Annotated in this window: 23 protein-coding genes; 9 read left to right on the forward strand and 14 right to left on the reverse strand. The window is 69.9% G+C overall.

Translation table 11 applies throughout. From position 1 onward, the window contains the following. Positions 1–12: 12 nt before the first annotated feature. The 4 genes from ACFVWR_RS14890 to ACFVWR_RS14905 are packed head-to-tail and all read right to left on the reverse strand — an operon-like array spanning position 13 to position 3,155. Positions 13–1,509, reverse strand: coding sequence for an SDR family NAD(P)-dependent oxidoreductase (locus tag ACFVWR_RS14890; RefSeq protein WP_387213563.1), 1,497 nt, complete (start codon positions 1,507–1,509; stop codon positions 13–15). 46 nt (positions 1,510–1,555) lie between these two features. Beyond that, positions 1,556–1,828, reverse strand: a complete 273-nt coding sequence (locus ACFVWR_RS14895) for a DUF6510 family protein (RefSeq protein WP_387213565.1) — start codon at positions 1,826–1,828, stop codon at positions 1,556–1,558. Continuing rightward, on the reverse strand, positions 1,825–2,565 hold the full coding sequence (locus tag ACFVWR_RS14900) for an FAD-binding oxidoreductase (RefSeq protein ID WP_387213569.1): 741 nt from the start codon (positions 2,563–2,565) through the stop codon (positions 1,825–1,827). Before ACFVWR_RS14900 ends, ACFVWR_RS14895 begins: the two co-directional genes overlap by 4 nt. Beyond that, the gene (locus tag ACFVWR_RS14905; protein WP_387213572.1) at positions 2,562–3,155 is read right to left on the reverse strand and encodes a sulfite oxidase-like oxidoreductase; all 594 of its coding nucleotides are present in this window, start codon (positions 3,153–3,155) and stop codon (positions 2,562–2,564) included. Before ACFVWR_RS14905 ends, ACFVWR_RS14900 begins: the two co-directional genes overlap by 4 nt. Before the next feature lie 63 nt (positions 3,156–3,218). Here ACFVWR_RS14905 and moaA point away from each other — a divergent pair, with 63 nt between their 5' ends. Beyond that, positions 3,219–4,283, forward strand: a complete 1,065-nt coding sequence (gene moaA / locus ACFVWR_RS14910; RefSeq protein WP_387213574.1) for a GTP 3',8-cyclase MoaA — start codon at positions 3,219–3,221, stop codon at positions 4,281–4,283. Next, entirely contained in the window at positions 4,276–4,521 is a 246-nt protein-coding gene (locus tag ACFVWR_RS14915; RefSeq protein WP_387213577.1) for a MoaD/ThiS family protein, read from the forward strand. The genes moaA and ACFVWR_RS14915 overlap by 8 nt, the downstream gene beginning before the upstream one ends. 79 nt (positions 4,522–4,600) lie before the next feature. On the opposite strand, the gene ACFVWR_RS14920 is transcribed toward ACFVWR_RS14915, so the two are convergent. The 9 genes from ACFVWR_RS14920 to ACFVWR_RS14960 form a co-directional block, all read right to left on the reverse strand. Beyond that, positions 4,601–5,668, reverse strand: a complete 1,068-nt coding sequence (locus tag ACFVWR_RS14920; protein ID WP_387213580.1) for a sulfate/molybdate ABC transporter ATP-binding protein — start codon at positions 5,666–5,668, stop codon at positions 4,601–4,603. After that, positions 5,665–6,474, reverse strand: coding sequence for an ABC transporter permease (locus ACFVWR_RS14925; RefSeq protein WP_387213583.1), 810 nt, complete (start codon positions 6,472–6,474; stop codon positions 5,665–5,667). The genes ACFVWR_RS14920 and ACFVWR_RS14925 overlap by 4 nt, the downstream gene beginning before the upstream one ends. Further along, positions 6,471–7,277 carry a molybdate ABC transporter substrate-binding protein gene (modA, locus tag ACFVWR_RS14930; protein WP_387213643.1) on the reverse strand — a complete coding sequence of 269 codons (807 nt, stop codon included), beginning with the start codon at positions 7,275–7,277 and terminating at the stop codon, positions 6,471–6,473. The genes ACFVWR_RS14925 and modA overlap by 4 nt, the downstream gene beginning before the upstream one ends. Beyond that, a complete protein-coding gene (locus tag ACFVWR_RS14935; protein WP_387213586.1) occupies positions 7,274–7,678 on the reverse strand; it encodes a molybdopterin-binding protein in 405 nt (134 codons plus the stop codon). Before ACFVWR_RS14935 ends, modA begins: the two co-directional genes overlap by 4 nt. Before the next feature lie 71 nt (positions 7,679–7,749). Further along, the gene (locus tag ACFVWR_RS14940) at positions 7,750–8,163 is read right to left on the reverse strand and encodes a molybdenum cofactor biosynthesis protein MoaE (protein WP_387213589.1); all 414 of its coding nucleotides are present in this window, start codon (positions 8,161–8,163) and stop codon (positions 7,750–7,752) included. Next, complete coding sequence (gene moaCB, locus ACFVWR_RS14945; protein ID WP_387213592.1) at positions 8,160–9,167, reverse strand: bifunctional molybdenum cofactor biosynthesis protein MoaC/MoaB; 1,008 nt, start codon at positions 9,165–9,167, stop codon at positions 8,160–8,162. The genes ACFVWR_RS14940 and moaCB overlap by 4 nt, the downstream gene beginning before the upstream one ends. Continuing rightward, the gene (gene glp / locus ACFVWR_RS14950) at positions 9,164–10,378 is read right to left on the reverse strand and encodes a gephyrin-like molybdotransferase Glp (RefSeq protein WP_387213595.1); all 1,215 of its coding nucleotides are present in this window, start codon (positions 10,376–10,378) and stop codon (positions 9,164–9,166) included. Before glp ends, moaCB begins: the two co-directional genes overlap by 4 nt. A 4-nt stretch (positions 10,379–10,382) precedes the next feature. Further along, entirely contained in the window at positions 10,383–11,498 is a 1,116-nt protein-coding gene (locus ACFVWR_RS14955; RefSeq protein ID WP_387213598.1) for a ThiF family adenylyltransferase, read from the reverse strand. Between the two features lie 17 nt (positions 11,499–11,515). After that, positions 11,516–13,042, reverse strand: coding sequence for a molybdopterin-dependent oxidoreductase (locus ACFVWR_RS14960; protein ID WP_387213601.1), 1,527 nt, complete (start codon positions 13,040–13,042; stop codon positions 11,516–11,518). 112 nt (positions 13,043–13,154) lie between these two features. On the opposite strand from ACFVWR_RS14960, the gene ACFVWR_RS14965 reads away from it, so the two are divergent. From ACFVWR_RS14965 to ACFVWR_RS14975, 3 genes are all read left to right on the forward strand, one after another. After that, on the forward strand, positions 13,155–15,713 hold the full coding sequence (locus tag ACFVWR_RS14965) for a DEAD/DEAH box helicase (RefSeq protein WP_387213646.1): 2,559 nt from the start codon (positions 13,155–13,157) through the stop codon (positions 15,711–15,713). A 167-nt stretch (positions 15,714–15,880) separates the two neighbouring features. Next, positions 15,881–17,098: an anion permease gene (locus ACFVWR_RS14970; RefSeq protein ID WP_387213604.1), complete on the forward strand. Its 1,218-nt coding sequence runs from the start codon at positions 15,881–15,883 to the stop codon at positions 17,096–17,098. Continuing rightward, the gene (locus tag ACFVWR_RS14975; RefSeq protein WP_387213607.1) at positions 17,095–17,427 is read left to right on the forward strand and encodes a peptidase; all 333 of its coding nucleotides are present in this window, start codon (positions 17,095–17,097) and stop codon (positions 17,425–17,427) included. Before ACFVWR_RS14970 ends, ACFVWR_RS14975 begins: the two co-directional genes overlap by 4 nt. 327 nt (positions 17,428–17,754) lie before the next feature. Here the strand turns inward: ACFVWR_RS14975 and ACFVWR_RS14980 are convergent, their stop codons facing one another. Beyond that, positions 17,755–19,032, reverse strand: coding sequence for a uracil-xanthine permease family protein (locus tag ACFVWR_RS14980; protein WP_387213610.1), 1,278 nt, complete (start codon positions 19,030–19,032; stop codon positions 17,755–17,757). 84 nt (positions 19,033–19,116) lie between these two features. On the opposite strand from ACFVWR_RS14980, the gene ACFVWR_RS14985 reads away from it, so the two are divergent. The 4 genes from ACFVWR_RS14985 to ACFVWR_RS15000 all read left to right on the forward strand — a co-directional run bounded on the left by ACFVWR_RS14985 (position 19,117) and on the right by ACFVWR_RS15000 (position 23,220). Then, a complete protein-coding gene (locus ACFVWR_RS14985) occupies positions 19,117–20,577 on the forward strand; it encodes an NCS2 family permease (protein WP_387213649.1) in 1,461 nt (486 codons plus the stop codon). A 113-nt stretch (positions 20,578–20,690) separates the two neighbouring features. Beyond that, positions 20,691–21,020 carry a hypothetical protein gene (locus ACFVWR_RS14990; protein ID WP_387213613.1) on the forward strand — a complete coding sequence of 110 codons (330 nt, stop codon included), beginning with the start codon at positions 20,691–20,693 and terminating at the stop codon, positions 21,018–21,020. Positions 21,021–21,144: 124 nt separating this feature from the next. Next, the gene (gene trmB, locus ACFVWR_RS14995; protein WP_387213616.1) at positions 21,145–21,828 is read left to right on the forward strand and encodes a tRNA (guanosine(46)-N7)-methyltransferase TrmB; all 684 of its coding nucleotides are present in this window, start codon (positions 21,145–21,147) and stop codon (positions 21,826–21,828) included. A gap of 9 nt (positions 21,829–21,837) precedes the next feature. Further along, positions 21,838–23,220, forward strand: coding sequence for an aldehyde dehydrogenase family protein (locus tag ACFVWR_RS15000; protein WP_387213619.1), 1,383 nt, complete (start codon positions 21,838–21,840; stop codon positions 23,218–23,220). Positions 23,221–23,244: the final 24 nt, after the last annotated feature.

A 23,244-nucleotide genomic window follows, 5' to 3' on the forward strand; every position in this document is an offset into this window, starting at 1 on the left:
TCAGGTTACCCGTCACCAAGCGGAGACGCGGTAGTCCTTCAAGAACACTCCGTGCAGGTCGTCGCCCGCCTCGCCGCGCACGATCGGGTCGTAGACCCTGGCCGCCCCGTCGACGAGGTCGAGGGGAGCGTGGAAGCCCTCCTCGGCGAGGCGCACCTTCGTGTAGTGCGGGCGCTCGTCGGTGATCCAGCCCGTGTCGACACTTGTCATCAGGATGCCGTCGCTGTCGAACATCTCCTTGGCGCTCGTGCGCGTCAGCATGTTGAGGGCGGCCTTCGCCATGTTGGTGTGCGGATGCCCTGGGCCCTTGTACTGGCGGCCGAACACGCCCTCCATCGCCGAGACGTTGACGACGTAGGAGCGTCCCGCCCGGGCGGCTGCCATCGACGGGCGGAGCCTGCTGATCAGGATGAACGGCGCCGTGGTGTTGCAGAGCTGCACCTCGAGCATCTCGAGCGGGTCGACGTCCTGCACCGCCTGCGTCCAGCTGTTCACGCGGTCGACGTCGGGCACCAGACCGCCGGCGTCGATCGCGGTGCCGTCGGCGTGCTTGGCGAGGGACGAGGAGCCTGGCGCCATCGCCAGAGCGGCGAGCTCGTCGGCGGTGACCGCGACCGGCCGGCTCAGCGCGCCGACCGTACCGGCCAGGCTCGCGACGGAGAGAAGCGGATTCGCGGCCACCGATGCTTCGAGCGCCTGCGGATGCGGGTCGTTCGTGTGGCCGAACGTCTCCATCTCGGGAAGGGGCCCGTCGGGGAGCGGCCGCGACTCGGCCTCCGCGAGCAGCGAATAGGAGCCGGGGGAGCGGCGGACGGTCTGTGCCGCGTTGTTGATGAGGATGTCGAGCGGCCCCTGGGCGGCGACGGAGTCGGCGAGGGCCACCACCTGGGCCGGGTCCCGCAGGTCGATGCCCACGACGCGCAGCCGGTGCAGCCAGTCGGCGGAGTCGGGCAGCGAGGAGAAGCGGCGCACCGCATCCCTCGGGAACCGTGTCGTGATCGTGAGGTGGGCGCCATCGCGGAGCAGACGGAGCGCGATGTGCATCCCGATCTTGGCGCGGCCGCCGGTGAGCAGGGCGCGCTTGCCGGTGAGGTCGGTGCGGGCGTTGCGCTTGGCGTGGCTGAAGGCTGCGCAGTCGGGGCACAGCTGGTGGTAGAACGCGTCGACCACGGTGTAGTGCTGCTTGCAGATGTAGCAGGCGCGCGACTTGAGGAGCGTGCCTGCCGTCGCTCCCGTGGTGCTCGCCGTCAGGTCGACGCCGCGCGTCTCGTCGTCGATGCGGTCGGGGGCGCCGGTCGCGGTCGCCGCGACGACGGCCCGATCGTTGCGGGCGACGGCATCCCGGATGGCTTTGCGCCGGGCCTGCTTGACCGACTTGAACATGTGCGCGGTGGCGCGGCGCACGGTGATGAAGTCGGGGTGCTCCTCGTCGAGCTCGTGAAGTGTCTCCAGCACGCGTAGGGCGGCCGCGAGATCGTCGGGATCGATGGAGGGGGAATCGGGAAGCACCGGAGAATTCTAGGCCGAGATGCTGAGGAGGCCTATTCGCGGCGTCCTACTCGTTGTCGACCGCGAGCTGCAGCCAGGCGAGCCCCTGCAGGTCGATGGACACCCGCCCCGGATGCTCGACCAGCATCGCCAGCACGTCGCCGCACGCTGAGCACCGCAGCACCATGCCGTGCGCGTTCGGGTAGACGTGCGCTTTCGCGACCTCGGCCTGATCGCCGCAGTGGGAGCACATCCCCCGGGCAGCGGTCACGTCGACCGCGAAGATCTCGGACAGGAGACCGGCGGCCGCGTTGCCGTCGAGAAAGTTCAGGTCGCTCACGATGCGCCTCCGACTCCGCCGTAGCGTTCGGTCTTGATGCGGTCGGGGTCGTAACCGGCCGCGACGAGCCAGTCGGAGACCGACTCGACGAACGCGGTCGCCCCGCAGATGAACACGGTCGGGTTCGCCGAGACGGGCAGGATGTTCTGCGCCAGCGTCTCCGCGCTCAGCCGGGCAGCGGCGACGGGCCAGCCCGCCGGAGCCGTGCGCGTGTAGATGTAGGAGACCTGGAACGGCGCCGCCGCATCCTTCTCCAGCTCGGGCAACTCGTCTCGGTAGTAGACGGTGCCCGGCATCCGCACCGAGTACAGCAGCCGGAACTCGGCGGGGCTCGCCGCCGCGGCATGGGCTCTGGCCATCGACACCAGGGGCACGACGCCCGATCCGCCGCCGATGAGTTGAACGGCGCCGTCGTCGCCCGGATGCCAGACGAACCACCCGCCGACCGGGCCGCGCACCTCGAGCTGGTCGCCGATGGAGAGGCCGCGCACCAGATACGGCGAGACCTCGCCGTCGGCGAGCTCTTCGACCGTGATCTCCAGTTCGTCACCGGGAAGCGCCGAGGCGATGGAGTACGACCGCACTGCCTGGTAGCCGTCGGGAGCGGTGAGGCGCACGTCGACGTGCTGACCGGCGAGGTGGCCGTTCAGCCCTGGGATGCGCAGCCGGAGGGTTCGGGCGGTGGGCGTCTCGAAACGGTCGCCGACCAGGTCGGCGGCGCGCCAGACCGTGCTCACCCGTAACGCTCTTCGCGCCAGGGGTCCCCGTACATGTTGTAGCCGTTCTGCTCCCAGAACCCCGGTGTGTCCCTGGCTAGCATCTCGATGCCCGACACCCACTTCGCGCTCTTCCAGAAGTACAGATGCGGCACGAGCAGACGGGCCGGGCCGCCGTGCTCCGGGGCCAGGTCGGCGCCGTCGAACTGGTGGGCGACCCAGGCCTTGCCGTCGAGCAGGTCGGCGAGCGGCACATTGGTCGTGTATCCGCCGTACGAGTGGGCCATCGTGTACTCGTAGTCGGTGTCGATGCCGTCGAAGAGGGTGTCGAGCTTCACCCCGCGCCAGGAGGTGCCGAGCTTCGACCAACTGGTCACGCAGTGGATGTCGGTGGACACGTCGTCCTGGGGCAGGGCGAGGAACTCGTCCCAGCTCCACCGGTGAACGACACCCTTCTCGGTGGTGATCGTGAAAGCCCACTGGTCCTTCGGGATGCGCGGCGTCGGGCCGGCGGACAGCACCGGGAATCCGTCGGTCTCGTACTGGCCGGGAGGGAGGCTGGGGTTCTCGCTGCGACGTCGGCCGAGGAAGCCGGAAGAGATGATTCCCATGCGCGCAGCTTATTCCCAGTAGAGCGCGACGGTCTACGATCCTGGCCGGTCTAGTCTGATGGCATGCCTGCCGTGAACCTCGGACTTCCCGCCCGCGCGGCGGTGCGCGGCGAGCCGACCCAGGTGGGACGCCCGGAGGTGGCGGGCCTCATCGACAGGTTCGGTCGCGTGGCACGCGATCTGCGGGTCTCCGTGACAGAGAAGTGCTCGTTGCGCTGCACGTACTGCATGCCGGCGGAGGGGCTGCCGAACATCCCTCGCGAACAGCTGCTGTCGGCGGCGGAGATCGCGCGTCTGGTCGGCATCGGCGTGCGCGACCTCGGCATCACCGAGGTGCGGTTCACCGGTGGTGAGCCGCTGATGCGCGCCGACCTCGCCGAGATCATCGGACTGTCGGCGGATGCGGCGCCCGGCGTCGACCTGTCGATCACGACCAACGGCATCGGGCTCGACCACCGCATCCACTCGCTCGTGGCGGCCGGGCTGACGCGGGTGAACGTCTCGCTCGACACCATCGACCGCCGGCACTTCGCCGAGCTCACCCGCCGTGACCGGCTTCCGGCCGTGCTGGCGGGCATCCGTGCCGCCCACGACGCCGGGGTCAGCCCGCTGAAGATCAACGCCGTTCTCATGCGGGACACGCTCGCCGGCGCCGCCGACCTGCTCGCCTGGGCGATCGAGAACGACTGCCGTCTGAGGTTCATCGAACAGATGCCGCTCGACGCCGACCACAACTGGGCCCGCGACAACATGGTGTCGGCGCAGGCCCTGCTCGACGTGCTCGGCACGCGATTCACGCTGACCGAGGCCGGCCGCGACGATCCGTCGGCTCCGGCGGAGGAGTGGCTCGTGAACGGTGGGCCGGCGACCGTCGGCATCATCGCCTCGGTGACTCGCTCGTTCTGCGCTGCGTGCGACCGCACGAGGATCACGGCAGAAGGCACCGTGCGCTCGTGCCTGTTCGGCGACGACGAGACCGACCTGCGCGGACTGCTGCGTGGCGGCGCCGACGACGCCGAGATCGCGCGCTGGTGGCGCGGGGCCATGTGGGGAAAGCAGGCCGGGCACGGGATCGACAGCAGCGGGTTCGTGCCACCGGCCAGAAGCATGGGGGCGATCGGTGGCTGAGGTTCTCGTGCGCTACTTCGCGGCCGCAGAAGACGCGACAGGCCTCACGGAGGAGCACGTCACGCTCGCCGAGCCGACCCTCGGCGCTCTGCGCGCCGATCTGCTCGCCCGGTACGGGGCCGAGATGGAGCGCGTGCTCCGCTCCGGTTCCTTCCTCGTCGACGCGGTCGTCTCCCGTGACCCGGCCCGCCGCATCACCGCCACCGTCGACGTGCTCCCGCCCTTCGCCGGCGGCTGACCGGTCAGAATCGGCGAGACGAGCCGAAGTGTGGTTCTGAGTCGGGAATGACCCCACTTCGGCGCATCTCGATTGCCTGTCATGCGGGGTAGAGGGTGACGGCGGTGGCGGGGAACGTGAGCGTCACGGGTGTGCCGGGGGAGAGCGCGAGGTCGGCGACGACGGCGGGGGAGGCCAGCGCCGGGTAGGAGTTCGTGCGCACGCGGATGAGGTCGCCGCGCGGTTCGAGATCTCGCACGATCGCGGGGATGCGGTTCTCGGCGGCCGAATCGGCGGCCGAATCGGCCGGTCGGCTCGCGCGACCCGCCCCCTCGATGCGCACCTCGGCCGGGCGGAGCGTGGCGGCGACCCTCGCATCCAGGGCCGCGGCCTCGGCGGGCGTCGCCGCGATCGCGCGACCATCGTCGGTGACGAGGCCGGTCGGGGTGCGCCGGCCGGTGAGCAGGGTGACGCCGACGAGCTCGGCCGTGAACGGGCGGCGAGGGCGTTCGAGCACCGCGCGCGTTGGTCCCTGCTCCACGATGCGGCCGTCGTGCATGACGATCACACGATCGGCGAGCAGGTAGGCGTCGAGAGCGTTGTGGCTCACGAACACCGCGGTGCGATCGGCGAGAACGCGGGCGAGCATCCGGCGCACCTCAGAGGTGACCGTCACGTCGAGGGCGGAGAGCGGCTCATCGAGAAGCAGCAGGCCGGGCTCCGCGGCCAGGGCGCGGGCGATGGCGACGCGCTGCGCCTGCCCGCCCGAGAGCTCGAAGGGATGGCGGTCGGCGAACTCGGTCGCGCCCGTCTCGGCGAGCCAGCGTTCAGCGGCGGCGCGAGCCTCCGTGCGGGGCACGCCCGCGGATCGCGGGCCGAACGCGACGTTGTGGCGCACGGAGAGATGGGGGAAGAGCAGGGGCTCCTGGGCCAGGAGCGCTATGCCGCGCCGGTGGGGAGGCGTCCAGGTCTTCGGCAGGTCGAACAGAACGCCGTCCCCGAGAGTCGCGACCCCGCTGTCGGGGCGCACGAGGCCGGCGATCATCCCGAGCAGTGTCGACTTGCCGGCGCCGTTCGGCCCCAGCACGGCCACGGTCTCGCCCGTCGCGACATCGAGCGTGACGGCGACGTCGCGGGCCGCGAGAACGGCCTCCATGCGGAGGCTCACAGCGTCACCCGCCGTCGGCGTCGGGACGGCACACCGGCGCCGTGCGCCACCGCGACGACAACGACCGCGACGGCGATGAGCACGAGGGACAGGGCGACCGCGGCGTCCGGGTCGGTCTCGCGCTGCAGGTAGATCTCGAGTGGGAGTGTTCGGGTCACGCCCTGCAGGCTGCCCGCGAAGGTCAGGGTCGCCCCGAACTCACCGAGGGCTCGGGCGAAGGAGAGGATGGCGCCCGACAGCAGTGCGGGCAGCACCAGTGGCAGGGTCACACGCAGCAGCACGCTGCTGGGACGTGCGCCGAGCGTTGCGGCGACGGCCTCGTACCGGGTTTCCGCGGTGCGCAGCGCACCCTCGAGGCTGAGCACGAGGAACGGCAGGGCCACGAAGGTCTGCGCCAGGATCACCGCTGTGGTCGAGAATGCGACGTCGAACGCCCCGCCGAGCAACCCGCGCCGTCCGAACAGGTAGAGCAGCGCGAGCCCGCCCACGACCGGCGGCAGCACCAGCGGGAGCAGCACCAGGGCCCGCATGACGCGCTGACCGGCGAAGGGCACCCGTGCCAGCACGGTCGCCATCGGCACGCCGAGCAGCACGCACAGCACCGTGGCGCAGACCGAGGTGCGCAGGCTGAGCAGCAGCGCATCGACCGACGACGGTGAGGTGATCAACGGGATGAACCGTGCCCAGTCGACGCGCACGACCAGGGCGACGAGCGGCAGCAGCACGAAGAGTCCACCGACCACGGCGATCGCGATCACCCAGCGGGGGACTCCTGGAGCGCCGGCGTCTCCGCGCGCCGGCGTCATGGTGCCCCGAAGCCCGCAGCGCTCAGCACCTTGCGTCCTTCCGGGCCGCTCACGAACGAGACGAACGCCCGTGCGAGTGCCGCGCTCTCGGCGCCCTTGAGCGCAACGATCGGATACGTGTTCACCACGGACGAGCTCTCGGGGAACGGAACGGATCCGACCCTGTCGCCCGCGGCCGTCACATCCGTCACGTAGACGATGCCGGCGTCGGCCTCGCCCGAGCTCACCTTGCCGAGAACGTCGGTCACCGACGACTCCTGGCTCACGGGCTTCAGGGTCACGCCGGACGCCGCTTCGACCTTCGCGGTCGCAGCCCCGCACGGCACCTGGGGAGCGCAGATCACCGTCTTGACCCCTGGTTTCGCGAGGTCGGCGAACGAGGTGATGTCGGCCGGGTTGCCCGGAGGCACGGCGATCGCGAGTACGTTGGTGGCGAAGTCGACGGGATCGCCGGCAGCGAGGCCCGCGGCGGTCGCCTTGGTTATGTTGGTTTCGTCGGCCGACGCGAACACGTCGGCCGGCGCTCCCTCGGTGATCTGACTCACCAGATCGGACGATCCGCCGAAGCTGAAGCTCACGGAGGTTCCGGGATGCGCGGACTCGAACGACTTGCCCAGCCCGGTGAACGTCGCGGTCAACGAGGCGGCGGCGAACACCGTGACCGTTCCGGAGAGCTCGGGCGTGGCGCTCCCGCCCGGGGTCGCTGCGCCGGTGCGTGCGCTGGACGCGCATCCCGAGACCGCCAGCGCGAGGGTGGAGGCGATCGCCGCAGCGAGGGTGATGGTGGTGCGGCGCACGATCAGTTCTTTCCGGTCGGGGTCTCGACGATGACCGTGGTGGCTTTGACGACCGCGATGGCGACCGAGCCGAGCTCGAGACCGAGATCGCGCACCGCCTCGCTGCTCATGAGCGACACGACCCGATGCGGGCCGCACTGCAATTCGACCTGTGCCATGACCTTGTCCATGACGATGTCGGTCACCAGTCCGACGAAACGATTGCGCGCGGAACGCCCGACGGCCGACGGGTCGGCGGGCAGCACGGCATTCTGCTTGGCCAGTCGAGCGAGTTCGAGACCGTCGACCACGGTGCGTCCCGACTCGTCTTTCTGGCTGGCGAGCAGGCCGCCGTCGATCCAGCGGCGCAGGGTATCGTCGCTCACCCCGAGGTAGAGCGCGGCGTCTTTGATCCGAATCTGCGGCATGAATCCCATGTTAGGGCCGCATCTGCGGAGAAATCAGCGTTGAGGGCGAATCCGCGTCATCGCTTCGAGGATCACAGGCCCACCCATTCGGACACCCCGTCGGCGAAGTGCTGCCTCTTCCAGATCGGCACCGAAGCCTTGATCAGCTCGACGAGCTCCGCGCAGGCCGCGAACGCCTCTGCCCGGTGCGGGGCGGCGACGGCCGCGACCAGAGCGAGATCGCCGATCGTGAGCGAGCCGACCCGGTGCTCCGCTGCGACGCGCAGCCCGGTCGAAGCGGCGATCTTCTCGCAGCACTCGCGCAAGAACGTGTCGGCCTCGGGATGCGCGCGATAGTCGAGCGACACCACGTCCCGCCCGCCGTCGTGGTCGCGCACGATGCCCTGGAAGGCGACGACCGCGCCGGACTCCGCGCTCCAGACGAACTCGTCGACGGCCGAGGAGTCGAGGGGTTCCGCGCTGATGCGCGAGAAGACGTCGCTCACGAGCGGTGTTCCGCCCGGCCGCGAACCTGGTCGATCAGGTGTGCCAGCAGGTCGTCGAGAGTGGCGAGGCCGTCGGCGACGCCGCCGCGCGACCCCGGAAGGTTCACGACGATGGTGTCGCCGGCGACGCCCGCGAGTCCACGGCTGACGGCGGCAAGAGGCGTGCTGGCCAGGCCACGGGCACGAATCGCCTCCGCGACACCGGGCAGCTCACGATCGAGCACGGCGGCCGTCGCCTCGGGGGTGCGGTCGGTGGGGCTGACGCCCGTGCCGCCGGTGGTCAGCACGACCGCCGGATGGGCGGCGACGGCATCCCGCAGCGCGCCCGCGATGTCGGCGTCGGCGACAACTCGCACCTCGGCCGGCAGGTCGCGCTCGGCGAGCCAGCGCGCGATGACAGGACCGGTCGCGTCTTCACGCTCGCCCGAGGCCGCACGGGTGGAGGAGACGACGACGATGGCGGCGGCGGCGGACTCCACATCGGCAGGAGCAGGCGCGTCCGCGACCGCGGCCTCGGGTTCCCGCTCTGCAGGGCGCCGCCAGTCGCCGCGCTTGCCTCCGCTCTTGGCCACGAGCCGCACATCCGTCATGCTCGCCGCAGGATCGACGGCCTTCACCATGTCGTGGAGGGTGAGGCCCGCCACGGCGACGGCGGTCAGCGCCTCCATCTCGACGCCCGTGCGCCCCGTGGTGCCGGCCGTGACCTCGACGTCGATCGTGCCGGCCTCGGCGTTCAGGTCGAACTCGACCCGCAGCGAGGTCAGCGGCAGCGGATGGCAGAGGGGGATGAGCTCGGAGGTGCGCTTCGCTCCCGAGATCGCGGCGATGCGCGCGGTGGCGAGCACGTCAGCCTTCGGCAGGTCGTCGGCGCGCACGAGGCGCACGACCTCCGTGGTGGTCAGAAGACGCCCGCGGGCCACGGCGGTGCGCACGGTCTCCGGCTTGCCGCCGACGTCGACCATCCTGGCGCGTCCGTCGCCGTCGAGATGGGTGAGTTCGCTCATAGTGTCCAGACTGTCACGTCGGCGCCGACCTCGAGGTCCGTCGTGTCTGCCGGGATGTCGATGAGCACGTCGGCGCGCGCCATTCCGGCAACGAGATGCGAGCCTGCGCCCGAGATCTGCTCCACGGCGCCGTCGGTCGTGACGCGGCCTCGCAGGAACTGCCTCCGCCCGGCGACGGAGTGCACCGGCGTGGCGAGGAGCGCCGAGGCGGGGTCGAGCGGCTGGAGTCCGGCCGCGTTCCGCAGCGCCGCTCGCACGAAGACGGTGAACGAGACCTGCGTGCTCACGGGATTGCCCGGGAAGCAGACGATCGGAACGCCGCCCAGCACGGCCGTCGCCTGTGGCCCTCCCGGTTGCATGGCGACCGTCGTCACCCGCGCGCCCAGGGGCTCGAGCACTTCGCGCACGACCTCGAACGCGCCCTGCGAGATGCCGCCCGAGGTGAGCACGAGGTCGCTCACCGCGACGGCGTCGTCGAGAACGGCGCGGAAGGCCGCCGGGTCGTCGGCGCTCGTGCCGCGGAACGAGACGGCCGCCCCTGCCTCCGTCACGAGGGCGGCCAGCGCGATCCCGTTGGCGTCGAACACCTGGCCGAACTCCACCGTCTCGCCGCCGGACAGCTCGGAACCGGTCGTGAGGATGCCCACCCGCACCCGAGCCCGCACCCTCACCTCGCGCACCCCCGCCGAGGCCAGCGCGGCCAGGTGGCGGGCCGCGAGCGCTGTGCCCGCCGGCACGATGACCTCGCCGCGGGCGAGGTCGCTCCCGCGTTCCCGCACGTACTCACCGGCGGCCCGGGATGTCCGGATCTCCACCACCGCTCCCGCGAGGTCGTCGTCGCGCCCGAGCACCAGCTCGGTGTCTTCGACCGGAACGACCGCGTCGGCGCCGGTCGGCAGCGGAGCCCCGGTCATGATGCGGATCGCGGTTCCCGGCGTGAGCACCACGGGAACGGCGTGACCGGCCGGTACATCGCCGCTCACCTCGAGCGCGATCGGGGCGGCGGCTGTGTCGGCGGCGCGCACCGCGAAGCCGTCCATCTGCGAGTTGCGGAACAGCGGGAGGTCGACGTCGGAGCGCACGTCGTCAGCGGTGACGCGGCCGAGCGCATCCTCGATCGGCACCGTCTCGACGGCGGGGGACGACAGCACCGGCGCCAGCAGGTCGGCGACGTGAAGGGCGTGCTGCTCGAGCGGGATGCGGACGGTCATGGGTTCAGTATCGCGCCAGGCCCGCGTCGATGTCGCGCGCCCACGCGTCGATCCCGCCGGTCAGCACGACGCCCGAGGCTCCGGCCTGCGCGAGGATCTCGCGTGCCGCCTCCGCCCGCTGCCCGTGGTGGCAGACGATCACGAGCGCGTCGTCGCCGAGCCGCGCCGCGAGCCCGCGCGGGTCTTGCTGCACGACGCCGAGCGGCACGAGGAGGGAGCCGGGGATCTCGGCGATGTCGGCCTCCCAGGGCTCACGCACGTCGACGATCGTCACGCTGTCGCCGGCCAGCAGCCGGGCGTGCAGATCGGCGGGCGCGATGGCGGACGCAGCGCGACCGGCGAGCGGCGCGACCGGTGCGCCCTGCGGATCGCGTTCGTAGCGCAGCTCGCGGAACGTGCCGCGCAACGAGTCGTGCACGATCACCCGTCCGAGGAGGGGGTCACCCGTTCCGGTCACCAGCTTGATCGCCTCTCCCACCATCAGGCCGCCGACGACCGCGCACACCGACGGGAGCGCGCCGGCCTCCGCGCAGCTGAGCACGGTGCCCGGTTCGGGCGGTGCGGGGAAGAGGTCGCGGTAGTGAGGCCCCTGCTCGGCCCAGCTCAGACCGACCTGTCCGCCGAACCGGTCGACGGCGCCCCACACGACCGGTAGGCCCGCGAGGACCGCGGCGTCGTTCACGAGATAGCGGGTCGGAAAGTTGTCGCTGCCGTCGAGCACGAGATCGAAACCGTCGAACACTTCGGCGGCGTTCTGCGCGGTCAGCATCGTGTCGAAGATCCGCACCGTCGTCTCGGCGTCCAAGGCCGTGACGGCGGCAGCGGCCGACGCCACCTTGGCGGCCCCGACATCGGCCGGCGTGTGGATGCTCTGGCGCGGCAGGTTGCTCGGTTCGACGCGGTCGGCGTCCACGATCCCGATCGTTCCGAAGCCGGCGGCCGCCAGAGCCGGGATCACCGCGCTGCCGAGCCCGCCCGCGCCGACCACGAGCACCCGGGCGTTGCGGATGCGGCGCTGGGCGGGCATCCCGAAGCCCGGCAGTTGCGTGGTGCGCGAGTAGCGGTCCTGTCTTTCCGGACTGAGCTCGGGTCCGGGCTGCACGAGAGGCGGAAGCGACATGGATTCAGGCTAACGACTCAGGAGACCGACACGCTGATCTCGTGCAGCCCGGTGGCGCCGTCGGGCACCACGTCGGCGACCTTGGAGGTCTGCACCTTGCCGTTCGCATCCGTGGCCCGCACACGGATGGTGTGGCTGCCTTTCGTGGCCTCCCAGGCGTACTTCCACTGCCGCCAGGTGTCCACCGAGATCGCGTCGGCGAGCTCGGCCGCCTGCCAGTCGCCGCCGTCGATCTGCACGTGCACCGCGCTCACGCCGACGTGCTGCGACCAGGCGACACCGGCGACGGCGACGGTTCCGGCCGCGACCTGACGCCCGGCAGCGGGGACGTCGATGCGTGACGACAGTTTGACGGGGCCGCGCTGCGACCAGCCGCGGTCGGTCCAGTACGAGGTGATGTCGTCGAAGCGGGTGACGTTCAGCTCGACCACCCATTTGGTGGCGGAGACGTATCCGTAGAGGCCGGGCACGACCATGCGCACCGGGTAGCCGTGTTCGAGGGGGAGCGGCTGACCGTTCATCCCGACGGCGAGGATGGCGTTGCGCTCGTCGGTGAGCGCCTCGATCGGGGTGCTCGCCGTCCAGCCGTCCTGACTCCGCGAGAGCACCATGTCGGCTTTCGCCGTCGGCTTCGCGCGGGCCAGCAGGTGGCGCAGCGGGTAGCCGAGCCAGGTGGCGTTGCCGATCAGGTTTCCGCCGACCTCGTTCGACACACACGTGAGCGTCGTGGTGCTCTCTTCCAGCGGAAGCTTCAGGAGCTCGGCGAACGTCAGCTCGATCTCGTTCTCGACCATTCCGGTGATGCGCAGTCGCCAGCTCGACGGGTCGATGCCCGGAATCTGGAGTGCCGTGTCGATGCGGTAGAAGTCGGCGTTGGGCGTGACGACGGGGGAGAGGCCGGCGATGTCGAACGAGGCCCCGGCGGGGATGGGCGGGGCCGTCGACGCCGCTCGGGGGAGATGGATCGCGGCCCGGGCCGTCGCCGCCGCTCGGTACCCGGTCGCCACCACCTGCCCGACGATCACGGCCAGAGCGCCACCGGCCGCCGTCGCGCTCGTCGCGGTCACGAACCGCCGGCGGGTGACCGAGCCCGACGGCGCGACACGCGTCGGAGCCGTGCCGCGCAGCATCCGGGACAGGGCGCCGAGCACGAGGATGCCGACCACGGCCGTGATCACGGACGGGATCGCATCCAGAAGCCCAGCACCCGAGCGCGTCAGCGCCGCGAGCACGCCGACCGCTCCGCCCACGGCGATGAGGATGCGGCCGACCGGCGGGCGGAGGTGCTCCAGCCACCCGGCGACGCCGGCGCCCACGAGCAGCACCAGCGCCAGGCTCACGATCAGCACGGCCTTGTCGCCCGTGCCGAAGACGGCGATCACGGCCTCTTTCAGCCAGGCGGGCACCAGATCGATGACCAGGGCGCCGACGACGAGCACCGGGCTGCCGTTCTGCACGAAGAACGCGCTCACGAGTTCGCCCGCGCCCACTCCGGCGAGCACACTCGCCACGCCGGTCGCGGCCGGCCGCCAGAACGACGTCATAGCGCCGAGGCTAGGGGCGCAACCTGGGACTCAGGCGTAAGGCGCCGCGGCGACGTGGGAGGCTGGGACCACGATGGCAGCAGCAGAACAGTCCGAGCAGACCCGGCCCCTGATGGTGAGCGCCATCCCCGGTTTCGAGAACTCGCAGAGTGACGGCGCGAACGGCGTCGACGACGACGCGATCTACGAGACCTTCGTGACCTGGGTGGAGGCGGGCGGAATCGCCCTCTATCCCGCACAGGACGACTCGGTGATCGAGATCGTGTCGGGCGCGAACCTCATCCTCAGCACGCCAACGGGAACCGGCAAGTCGCTGGTGGCCGTCGCCGCCCATTTCGCCGCGCTCGCCCGCGGCCGGCGAAGCTTCTACACTGCGCCGATCAAGGCGCTGGTGTCGGAGAAGTTCTTCGCGCTCGTCGACATCTTCGGCGCGGAGAACGTCGGGATGATGACGGGCGACTCCTCGGTCAACGCCGACGCGCCGATCATCTGCTGCACGGCGGAGATCCTGGCCAACCTCGCTCTGCGCCAAGGCGCCGACACCCCGGTCGGACAGGTCGTGATGGACGAGTTCCACTTCTACGCCGACCCGGATCGCGGATGGGCGTGGCAGGTGCCGCTGCTCACGCTGCCGCGGGTGCAGTTCATCCTGATGTCGGCGACCCTCGGCGACGTGACGGAGCTCGCCGCCGACCTCACCCGACGCACCAGCCGGGAGACGGCCGTGGTCACCGGCGTGGAGCGCCCGGTACCGCTGCACTTCTACTACGAGGTCACTCCGGTGCACGAGACGGTCGAAGACCTCCTGAGCACGGGGCAGGCGCCGGTCTACATCGTGCACTTCTCGCAGCTCGCCGCTCTGGAGAGAGCCCAGTCGCTGTCGAGCGCGAAGATCGCGACGCGGGAGCAGCGGGACGCCATCGCCGAGCTGATCGCCGAATTCCGGTTCACGACCTCGTTCGGCAAGACCCTCTCCCGGCTGCTGCGTCAAGGCATCGGCGTGCACCACGCGGGGATGCTGCCCAAGTACCGCCGTCTTGTCGAGCAACTCGCCCAGCGCGGCGTGCTGCGGGTGATCTGCGGAACGGACACCCTCGGGGTCGGCATCAACGTCCCGATCCGCACGGTGCTCTTCACGGCGCTCACGAAGTTCGACGGCACCCGGATGCGCCAGCTCAACGCCCGCGAGTTCCACCAGATCGCCGGGCGCGCGGGGCGGGCGGGCTACGACACCGCCGGCACCGTCGTCGCGCAAGCCCCCGAGCACGAGAGCGACAACATCAAGGCGATCGAGAAAGCAGGCGACGACCCCAAGAAGCGGCGCAAGATCGTGCGCAAGAAGGCGCCCGACGGGTTCGTCTCCTGGGGCGAACCGTCGTTCCGCAAACTGATCGACGCCGAGCCCGAGACCCTGGTCTCCTCGATGCAGATCACGAGCTCGATGCTGATCAACGTCGTCGCCCGAGGCGGAGATGTGTTCCAGCACGTGCGCTCCCTCGTGTTCGACAACCACGAGCCCTGGAAGCGTCAACTGGCCCTCGCCCGGCGAGCGCTCGGCATCTACCGCACGCTCGTGACGGCGGGCGTCGTCGAGAACGTCGGCGGCAGCATCCGGCTCACCGTCGACCTCCAGCCCGACTTCGCGCTCAACCAGCCGTTGTCGCCGTTCGCGCTCGCCGCATTCGAGCTGTTCGACGTGGAATCCCCGGAGTACGCGCTCGACATCGTGTCGGTGGTCGAGGCCACGCTCGACGACCCGCGACCGGTGCTGTCGGCGCAGCAGTTCCAGGCGCGCGGCGAGGCCGTCGCCGCCATGAAGGCCGACGGTGTGGAGTACGACGAGAGGATGGAGGCGCTGGAGTCGGTCACGCATCCGAAACCCCATGCGGAGTTGCTGCAGGAGGCGTTCATCACCTACGCGGGCAGCCAGCCGTGGGTCGCCGACTTCGAGTTGAGCCCCAAATCAGTCGTGCGCGACCTGTATGAGCGCGCCATGACCTTCGGCGAGTTCATCGCGTTCTACGAGCTCGCCCGCTCGGAAGGCGTGGTGTTGCGCTACCTCTCCGGCGCCTACCGTGCCCTCGGACAGACGGTGCCGCTGGAGGCGCGCACCGACGAACTCAGCGACATCATCGAGTGGCTCGGCGAGCTCGTGCGGCAGGTCGACTCGAGCCTGCTCGACGAATGGGAGGAGCTCATCCATCCCGACGCCGCCCGCCACGCTGCTGAGAGCGCCGACATCGCCCCGCCACCGCCGCGCAACGTGACCACCAACCGCCGGGCGTTCTTCATTCTGGTGCGCAACGAGCTGTTCCGGCGTGTGCAGCTGGCTGCGCTCGACCAGGTGGAGCAGCTGGGCGCCCTCGAGAACGAGGCCGCGGCGCTCGCCGGAGCCGTGACCCCCTCGTTCACCGCTCTGGACTGGGACGAAGCGTTGGAGGCGTACTACGCCGACCACGACGCGATCGGCACGGATGCGGCCGCCCGCTCCGCTGCCATGATCGTCGTCGACGAGAGCGCGGCGGCCACGCAAGGGGTCTGGCGCGTGCGGCAGATCCTCGCCGATCCTGCGGGAGACCACGACTGGGGAATCGCGGCGGACGTGCTTCTCGCTGCGTCGGCCGAGCAGGGACTCGCCGTGTTGAGGGTGACCTCCGTCGACCGGCTCTGACGTGCCGCGGAGGCTCTCAAGTTGACCTGGTCCGGCAGCCGTGTGAGTATCGTCCTGGTTGCCTAACAGCGCCAGGTCATCTGCATGAAATCCCCGCTAACACCAGGCGCGGGACGGACTGTGTCCCGACACGAGACTGTGCTCTCGAGAGAAAGGCACCGGCACCGGTGGATCTCACCCTTATCGTCGTGCTGGTCATCGCACTGGCCCTGTTCTTCGACTTCACGAACGGCTTCCACGACACCGCGAACGCGATGGCGACGCCGATCGCGACGGGCGCGATGCGGCCGAAAGTGGCCGTCGCGCTCGCCGCTGTCCTGAACCTCGTCGGCGCCTTCCTCTCCACCGAGGTGGCGAAGACCATCTCCAGCGGAATCATCAAAGAGGGCGACGGCGGAGTTCAGATCACGCCGGAGCTCATCTTCGCCGGGCTCGTCGGCGCGATCATCTGGAACATGGTCACCTGGCTGTTCGGGCTGCCGTCCAGTTCGAGCCACGCGCTCTTCGGCGGTCTGATCGGCTCGGCGATCGTCGGCGTCGGGTTCGGCTCCGTCGACTTCCTCGTGGTGCTCGACAAGGTCATCCTCCCTGCCCTCATCGCCCCGGTGACCGCCGGAGTCGTCGCATTCTCGGCCACCAAGCTCGCCTACGCGATCACGCGCCGCTACGACGGGCGACCGGATGGACGCGGCGGTTTCCGCTACGGTCAGATCTTCTCGTCGTCGCTCGTCGCGCTCTCGCACGGCACCAACGACGCGCAGAAGACCATGGGTGTCATCACGCTCACGCTGATCGCCGCCGGTGCACAGTCGGCCGGCTCCGGTCCTGAGCTGTGGGTGGTCATCGCGTGTGCGCTCGCGATCGCGATCGGCACCTATTCGGGCGGCTGGCGCATCATCCGCACCCTCGGCCGCGGCCTGACCGACGTCAAGCCGGCGCAGGGCTTCGCGGCTGAGACCAGCACGGCGGCGACCATCCTCGCCTCCAGCCATCTCGGCTTCGCGCTCTCCACCACGCAGGTCGCCTCGGGTTCCGTGATCGGTTCGGGCCTCGGCCGTCGCGGCTCTTCCGTGCGCTGGGGCACCGCCGGGCGGATAGCGCTCGGCTGGTTGCTCACGCTTCCCGCCGCCGCCATCGTGGGCGCCATCGCCGCCTGGCTCGCGGGCTTCGGGCCGATCGGCATCGCCATCGACGCCGTGCTCGCCGTGGCCATCATCGTGACGATCTTCATCCTCGCCCGCCGCAACAGCGTGCACTCGGAGAACGCCGTCGCGCCCGCACCCGTGCAGGGCACCAGCGAGGTCGCGGCCTCCGGGCGCGCCGTGAGGATCAAGAAGGTCAAGCCGCTCAAGAAGCCGCGCGGCACCAAGAAGGAGTCAGCATGATCGACTGGGTCGCCTTCCTCATCGTCTTCGCCTCGTCGCTCTTCGGCGCCTGCGTGGTCGTGGCCTTCTATGCCACGGGCACGCGCCTCCTCGCGGCCGCCGGCCGGGCGCTCTTCGTCGAGCCGGCCGAGTTCACCGACGCGATCACCGTCATCTCCCCGGAGCAGGCGGCCAAAGCTCTCAAGAAGGCCAACAAAGCCCTCAAGAAGAACCCGCTCACCGACGGCCAGAAACGAGCCGCGCTCACCGGCGCCTACGCCTGCTTCGTGCTCTGCGGCCTCGCCGTGCTGTACGGGCTGTACCTGATCATCCCGTTCTTCCACCACTAGCCGCGCTCTTCCCACCGAGCGCGCCTCGTCGCGCCGAGTGCGCCTGTTCGTGCCGAGTGTGGCCGGTGCGGTCGAGTGTGGCCGGCACACCTGGCACGCTCGACCGCAGTAGCCACATTCGGGCTTCTGTGGAGCGCTGGGCGTTTGCGGATGCGGTGGGGCTTCCTCTGGGCGGCTGCGGTGCCGCGAGTGTGGCTGTTCGTGCCGAGTGTGGCCGGTGCGGTCGAGTGTGGCCGGCACACCTGGCACGCTCGACCGCAGTGGCCACACTCGTGGGGAAAGGGCACAGTCGGCGACGCAAGCGGGCCAGCGCAGCTGCGCGGCGGCTCAGTCGGTGCCGCGCAGGCGGGAGACCGTTCGCATCAGGTGGTACACCACGATCGCGGCGATGGTGCCGAGCGCGATGCCGTTGAAGGTGAGCTGTCCGAGGTTCAGCGTGAAGTCGGCGATTCCCACGATGAGCGCGGTCGCCGCCGTGAACTGGTTGACCGGCTTCGAGAAGTCGACCTTGTTGTCGAGCCAGATCTTCACACCGATGATGCCGATGAGGCCGTAGAGCGCCGTCGTGACACCGCCGAGCACTCCCGGCGGGATGGTATTGATCACGGCGCCGACCTTCGGCGACAGCCCGAGCAGCACCGCGAAGATGCCCGCCACCCAATACGCCGCGGTCGAGTACACCTTGGTGGCGGCCATCACGCCGATGTTCTCGCCGTAGGTCGTGGTTCCCGAACCGCCGAAGAACCCGGCGATCGTGGTCGCGAGGCCGTCGGCGAACAGTGCGCGACCCGTCAGCCTGTTGACCGACGGGTCGGTCATCTGCGCCACCCCACGGATGTGCCCGACGTTCTCGGCCACCAGCACCAGCACCACCGGCAGGAAGGCGGGCAGGATGCCGAAGGTGGCCCCCGGGTTCTCGAACGGGTTGGCCGGCAGCGCGAACTGCGGAAGTCCGATCCAGTCGGCTTTCGCCACGGTGGAGAAGTCGACCTCGCCCATCAAGACCGCGAAGACGTAGCCCACGATGACGCCGATGAAGATCGACAGCCGCCCGAGCAGGCCGCGGAACAGCACCGTGCAGAGGATCACGGCGAGCAGCGTCACGAGCGCGGTCCACGGGGCGAGCACGAAGTTGTTCTTCGCTGCGGGCGCCAGGTTGAACCCGATGAGGGCGACGATCGCTCCGGCCACCACCGGCGGCATGAGCGCGTCGATCCACCCGGTTCCGGTGAGGATGACGATCCCGCCGACGATGGCGAGCAGGATCCCGACGGCCACGATCCCGAACAGGGCGCTGCCCATCCCGCTGCTGGCCGTTGCCGCGGTGATCGGCGCGATGAACGCGAACGACGAGCCCAGGTAGCTGGGCAGGCGGTTGCGGGTGATGAGCAGGAACAGGATCGTTCCGACGCCGGAGAACAGCAGGGTGGTGCTCGGCGGGAAGTGTGTGAGCACCGGAACGAGGAATGTCGCGCCGAACATCGCGACGACGTGCTGCGCGCCGAGCCCGATCGTGCGGGGCCAGGTCAGCCGTTCGCCGGGATGGACGACCTCGGCCGCCCCCACGTTCTTTCCGTCACCGTGCAGCTTCCAGGGCAGAGCCATAGATTTCCTTCGCGTCGAGGGGGCTTTAGGCTTGTCCGGTCGCGATCAGCGCACGAAAAGCCTTACGAGATACTACGGGAGACGATCATTTCCGCACCGACCAAGTCCGCTCCGCCCGCGCCGACGTTCCGCGGGCGCCTTGACGGCTTCTTCGAGATCACCAAACGCGGCACGACCTGGGGCACCGAAGTGCGCGGCGGCGTGCTCACCTTCGTGACGATGGCGTACATCGTCATCCTGAACCCGCTCATCCTCGGCGGCACCCCGGATGTGGCGGGCCACTCGCTCGACGGGGGCCAGCTCGCGGCCGTCACGGCCTTGAGCGCCGGCTTCATGACGGTGCTGTTCGGCCTGGTGGCACGCCTGCCGTTCGCGTTCGCCGCCGGCCTCGGGATCAACTCGTTCCTCGCGGTGAACGTCGTGCAGATCCTGACCTGGCAGGAGGCGATGGGCCTCGTCGTCATCAACGGCCTGATCATCGTCCTGCTCGCCGCGACGGGCCTTCGACGCCTGATCTTCAACGCCGTGCCGCAGCAGCTGAAGACCGCGATCACGGTGGGCATCGGGCTCTTCATCGCCTTCATCGGCTTCGTGGACAGCGGGTTCGTTCGCAGCACGAACATGTCGTCTCCGCCCGTGCAGCTCGGTGAAGCCGGTTCGATCGCCACCGTTCCGACCCTGATCTTCCTGCTCGCCCTCGTGATCATGGGTGTTCTCATGGCCCGCAAGGTCAAGGGCGCCCTGCTGATCGGAATCGTCGCCGCCACCGTCGTCGCGATCATCGTCGAGGCCATCGCCCCCGTCGGCCCGTCGATGGGCGGCAAGAACGCGGGCGGCTGGAACCTGACCGTTCCGCAGCTGCCGTCGTCGCTCGTCTCGCTGCCGAACCTCGGACTCGTCGGCCAGGTCGACCTCGTCGGCTCGTTCGGCCGCATCGGCGCTCTGGCCGCCATCATGCTGGTCTTCACCCTCGTCTTCACCAACTTCTTCGATGCGATGGGGTCGATGACGGGCCTGGCCCGCAGCGCGGATCTCGCAGCGCCAGACGGCACGTTCCCGCGGCTGCAGTCCGCGTTGATCGTCGAGGGCGTCGGCGCCGTGGTCGGTGGCGGCACGTCGGCGTCGTCGAACACCGTGTTCGTCGAATCGGCGTCGGGCATCGGCGAGGGCGCGAAGACCGGTTTCGCGAGCGTCATCACCGGCGTGCTCTTCCTGCTCGCGATGTTCTTCACGCCGCTGACCCAGGTCGTGCCCCTCGAGGTCGCCGCCGCCGCTCTGGTGGTGGTCGGTGCGCTCATGGTCGTGCAGATCCGTCACATCGACTTCAGCGAGTTCTCGAGCGTGCTGCCGGTGTTCCTCACGATCATCGTCATGCCGTTGACCTACTCGATCGCGAACGGCATCGGCGTCGGATTCATCAGCTGGGTGCTCATCCGGTCTCTCGGCGGCAAGGCGCGGGAGATCAGCCCGCTGCTCTGGATCGTGGCCGCCGGCTTCCTGGTGTACTTCGCGCGTGGGCCGATCGAGGCCGTGCTGCCCCACTAGGGTCGCCACTCGGGGGTTCCCCTGAGTGCAATCGGGGGATATCCCGATGGTGCGGTGCGTGCCGATCCGGTTGACTCGGAGTCACCGAGAAACAATCGAGGAGACCCGCCACCATGACCAACATCGGATACCAGCAGACACCGTATGCGGCGACCCCGCCCGCGGCGCCTGCACCCATCGCACAGCCCGAGAGCAGGGCACTGAGCGTGACCAGCCTCGTGCTCGGACTCGCCTCGATCGTCTTCAGCTGGACGTTCTTCGCGCCGGTCATCGGACTCGTCGTCGGAATCCTCGCCCTCACCCGCGAGCCGGCGAGCAAGACGATGGCGGTCTGGGGCATCGTGCTCAACGCCGTGATGCTGGCCGGCGCGATCTTCGTCGCGCTGCTTGCAGTCGTGGGTGTCGGCGTCGGGTTCGCGTTCCTTCCGTTCGCGTTCCTGTAACCGCCGCAGGCCGCTCATCGCCCGCACACCTTTCGACGCCCTCCGGACGGCTTCCCGGAGGGCGTCGATGCGTGCGGAGACCGTCGATGCGCGCGAGGGGCGTCAGGTGGGGGAGACTTGTCGGGTGGAGAACAGCACCAGAACCCGCAGCTTCGTGACGCGCGGACGCAAGACAGAAGCGCAGCAGCGAGCGCTCGACGAGCTGTGGCCGACCTACGGCGTCGATCTCGGTGAGGCGGCGCTCGACCTCGACGAGGTGTTCGGGCGCAAGGCTCCGCGCGTGGTGGAGATCGGCTTCGGCAACGGCGAGAACCTGCTCGCCCTCGCCGCGCTCTACCCTGAGCGCGACTTCCTCGGCGTCGAGGTGCACGGCTCCGGCGTCGGCCACGCTCTCAACGAGGCGCACGTGCGCGGCCTCACCAACATCCGGGTGATCCGCCACGACGCGGTCGAGGTGCTCGACGAGCACCTTCAGGCCGCCAGCGTCGACGAGGTGCTGCTCTTCTTCCCCGATCCCTGGCCGAAGAACCGCCATCGCAGCCGGCGGCTGGTGCAGCCCGAGTTCGCCCAGCTGGTCGTGCGTGTGCTGAAGCCGAGCGGAGTCTTCCGCCTCGCGACCGATTGGGAGGACTACGCCGAGCACATGCTCACGGTGCTGGATGCGGCTCCCGGGCTCGTCAACGCGGCGGGCGAACGCGGTTTCGTCGAGCGGCCGGCCGACCGTCCCGTCACGAGGTTCGAGCGCCGCGGCGAGCGTCTCGGGCACGCCATCAAAGACCTGGAGTACCGCCCGACCGCGCACCCGTAGGATGGCCGCATGACCCTGGCGCAGACCGTCGAAGACCTCCGTCGCTCTTACGATTCCGGCCTCACGAAGCCGCTGTCCTGGCGGCTCGCGCAGTTGGCGGCGCTGCGCCGGATGCTCGTCGAACGGGCGCCGGACTTCGAGGATGCGCTGCTGGCGGATCTCGCGAAGAATCCCACCGAGTCGCAGATCGCCGAGATCGGTTTCGTCGTCGGCGAGATCGACCACACCGCCAAGCACCTGCGGCGGTGGCTGCGCCCGCGCCGGGTGAGCGTGCCAGGCGCGTTGATGCCGGCGCGCGCATCCGTCGTGCGCGAACCGCTCGGTGTCGTGCTCGTGATCGCGCCGTGGAACTACCCCGTACAGCTGCTGCTGGCGCCCCTGGTCGGCGCTCTAGCTGCGGGCAACGCCGTTCTGCTCAAACCGAGTGAGCTCGCGCCGGCGACATCAGCCGCGATGGCGCGGCTCGTTCCGCAGTATCTCGATCCCCGCGCCGTGAGCGTGGTCGAGGGCGGTGTCGCCGAGACGACCGAGTTGCTCGCGCAGCGCTGGGACCACATCTTCTACACCGGCAACGGCCGGGTGGGGCGCATCGTGGCGGCCGCGGCGGTTCAGAACCTGACACCGGTCACGCTGGAGCTCGGCGGAAAGTCGCCGGTCTACGTCGACGACACCGTCGACATCGCTGCAGCGGCCGAGCGCATCGCCTGGGGCAAGTTCATGAACGCCGGGCAGACCTGCGTCGCGCCCGACTACGTGCTCGCGACGGCTGCCGTGTCGCGCCGGCTGGCGGAGGCGCTCGAGTCAGCGCTCGGCGCCCTCTACGGCGCCGATCCAGCGACGAGCCCCGACTATGGCCGCATCGTCGACGCGAGGCAGTTCGAGCGGCTCGCGGGCCTCCTGGATGCGGGAACCACCGTCGTGGGCGGGGTCACCGATCCTGCCTCCCGGTACATCGCTCCGACGGTGCTGACGGACGTGCCGCGCGACGCGGCGGTCATGCAGGAGGAGATCTTCGGCCCCGTCCTTCCCATCGTGACGGTCGCCGGACTCGACGACGCGATCTCGGTGATCAAGGCGGGCGACAAACCCTTGGCGCTCTACGTGTTCAGCGCCAGCGCGGCCGTGCGCAAGCGCATCCTCACCGAGACGAGCTCGGGGGCCGTCGGGTTCGGTGTTCCCGCCGCCCACCTCGCGGTCGCCGGTCTGCCGTTCGGGGGAGTGGGCGAGAGCGGCAGCGGCTCGTATCACGGCGAGAACTCGCTGCGCACGTTCAGCCACGAGAAGGCCGTGCTCACGAAGAGCCTCAAGCCGGACACCATGAAGCTGATCTACCCGCCGTACACCGACGCGAAAGACAGGTTCGCGCGCGGCCTCCTGCGCAAACTCGGCTGACGGCCGGCACCCTCCCGGCGGGCA

The organism is Leifsonia sp. NPDC058292 (assembly GCF_042880955.1).
Taxonomy (GTDB): domain Bacteria; phylum Actinomycetota; class Actinomycetes; order Actinomycetales; family Microbacteriaceae; genus Leifsonia.

Coding starts and splice junctions, on each gene's coding strand:
- ACFVWR_RS14905 (WP_387213572.1), bottom strand. CDS start 3,155: ATGGGAATCATCTCTTCCGGCTTCCTCGGCCGACGTCGCAGCGAGAAC.
- moaA (WP_387213574.1), top strand. CDS start 3,219: ATGCCTGCCGTGAACCTCGGACTTCCCGCCCGCGCGGCGGTGCGCGGC.
- ACFVWR_RS14925 (WP_387213583.1), bottom strand. CDS start 6,474: ATGACGCCGGCGCGCGGAGACGCCGGCGCTCCAGGAGTCCCCCGCTGG.
- ACFVWR_RS14935 (WP_387213586.1), bottom strand. CDS start 7,678: ATGCCGCAGATTCGGATCAAAGACGCCGCGCTCTACCTCGGGGTGAGC.
- moaCB (WP_387213592.1), bottom strand. CDS start 9,167: ATGAGCGAACTCACCCATCTCGACGGCGACGGACGCGCCAGGATGGTC.
- glp (WP_387213595.1), bottom strand. CDS start 10,378: ATGACCGTCCGCATCCCGCTCGAGCAGCACGCCCTTCACGTCGCCGAC.
- ACFVWR_RS14955 (WP_387213598.1), bottom strand. CDS start 11,498: ATGTCGCTTCCGCCTCTCGTGCAGCCCGGACCCGAGCTCAGTCCGGAA.
- ACFVWR_RS14960 (WP_387213601.1), bottom strand. CDS start 13,042: ATGACGTCGTTCTGGCGGCCGGCCGCGACCGGCGTGGCGAGTGTGCTC.
- ACFVWR_RS14965 (WP_387213646.1), top strand. CDS start 13,155: ATGGTGAGCGCCATCCCCGGTTTCGAGAACTCGCAGAGTGACGGCGCG.
- ACFVWR_RS14975 (WP_387213607.1), top strand. CDS start 17,095: ATGATCGACTGGGTCGCCTTCCTCATCGTCTTCGCCTCGTCGCTCTTC.
- ACFVWR_RS14980 (WP_387213610.1), bottom strand. CDS start 19,032: ATGGCTCTGCCCTGGAAGCTGCACGGTGACGGAAAGAACGTGGGGGCG.
- ACFVWR_RS14990 (WP_387213613.1), top strand. CDS start 20,691: ATGACCAACATCGGATACCAGCAGACACCGTATGCGGCGACCCCGCCC.
- ACFVWR_RS15000 (WP_387213619.1), top strand. CDS start 21,838: ATGACCCTGGCGCAGACCGTCGAAGACCTCCGTCGCTCTTACGATTCC.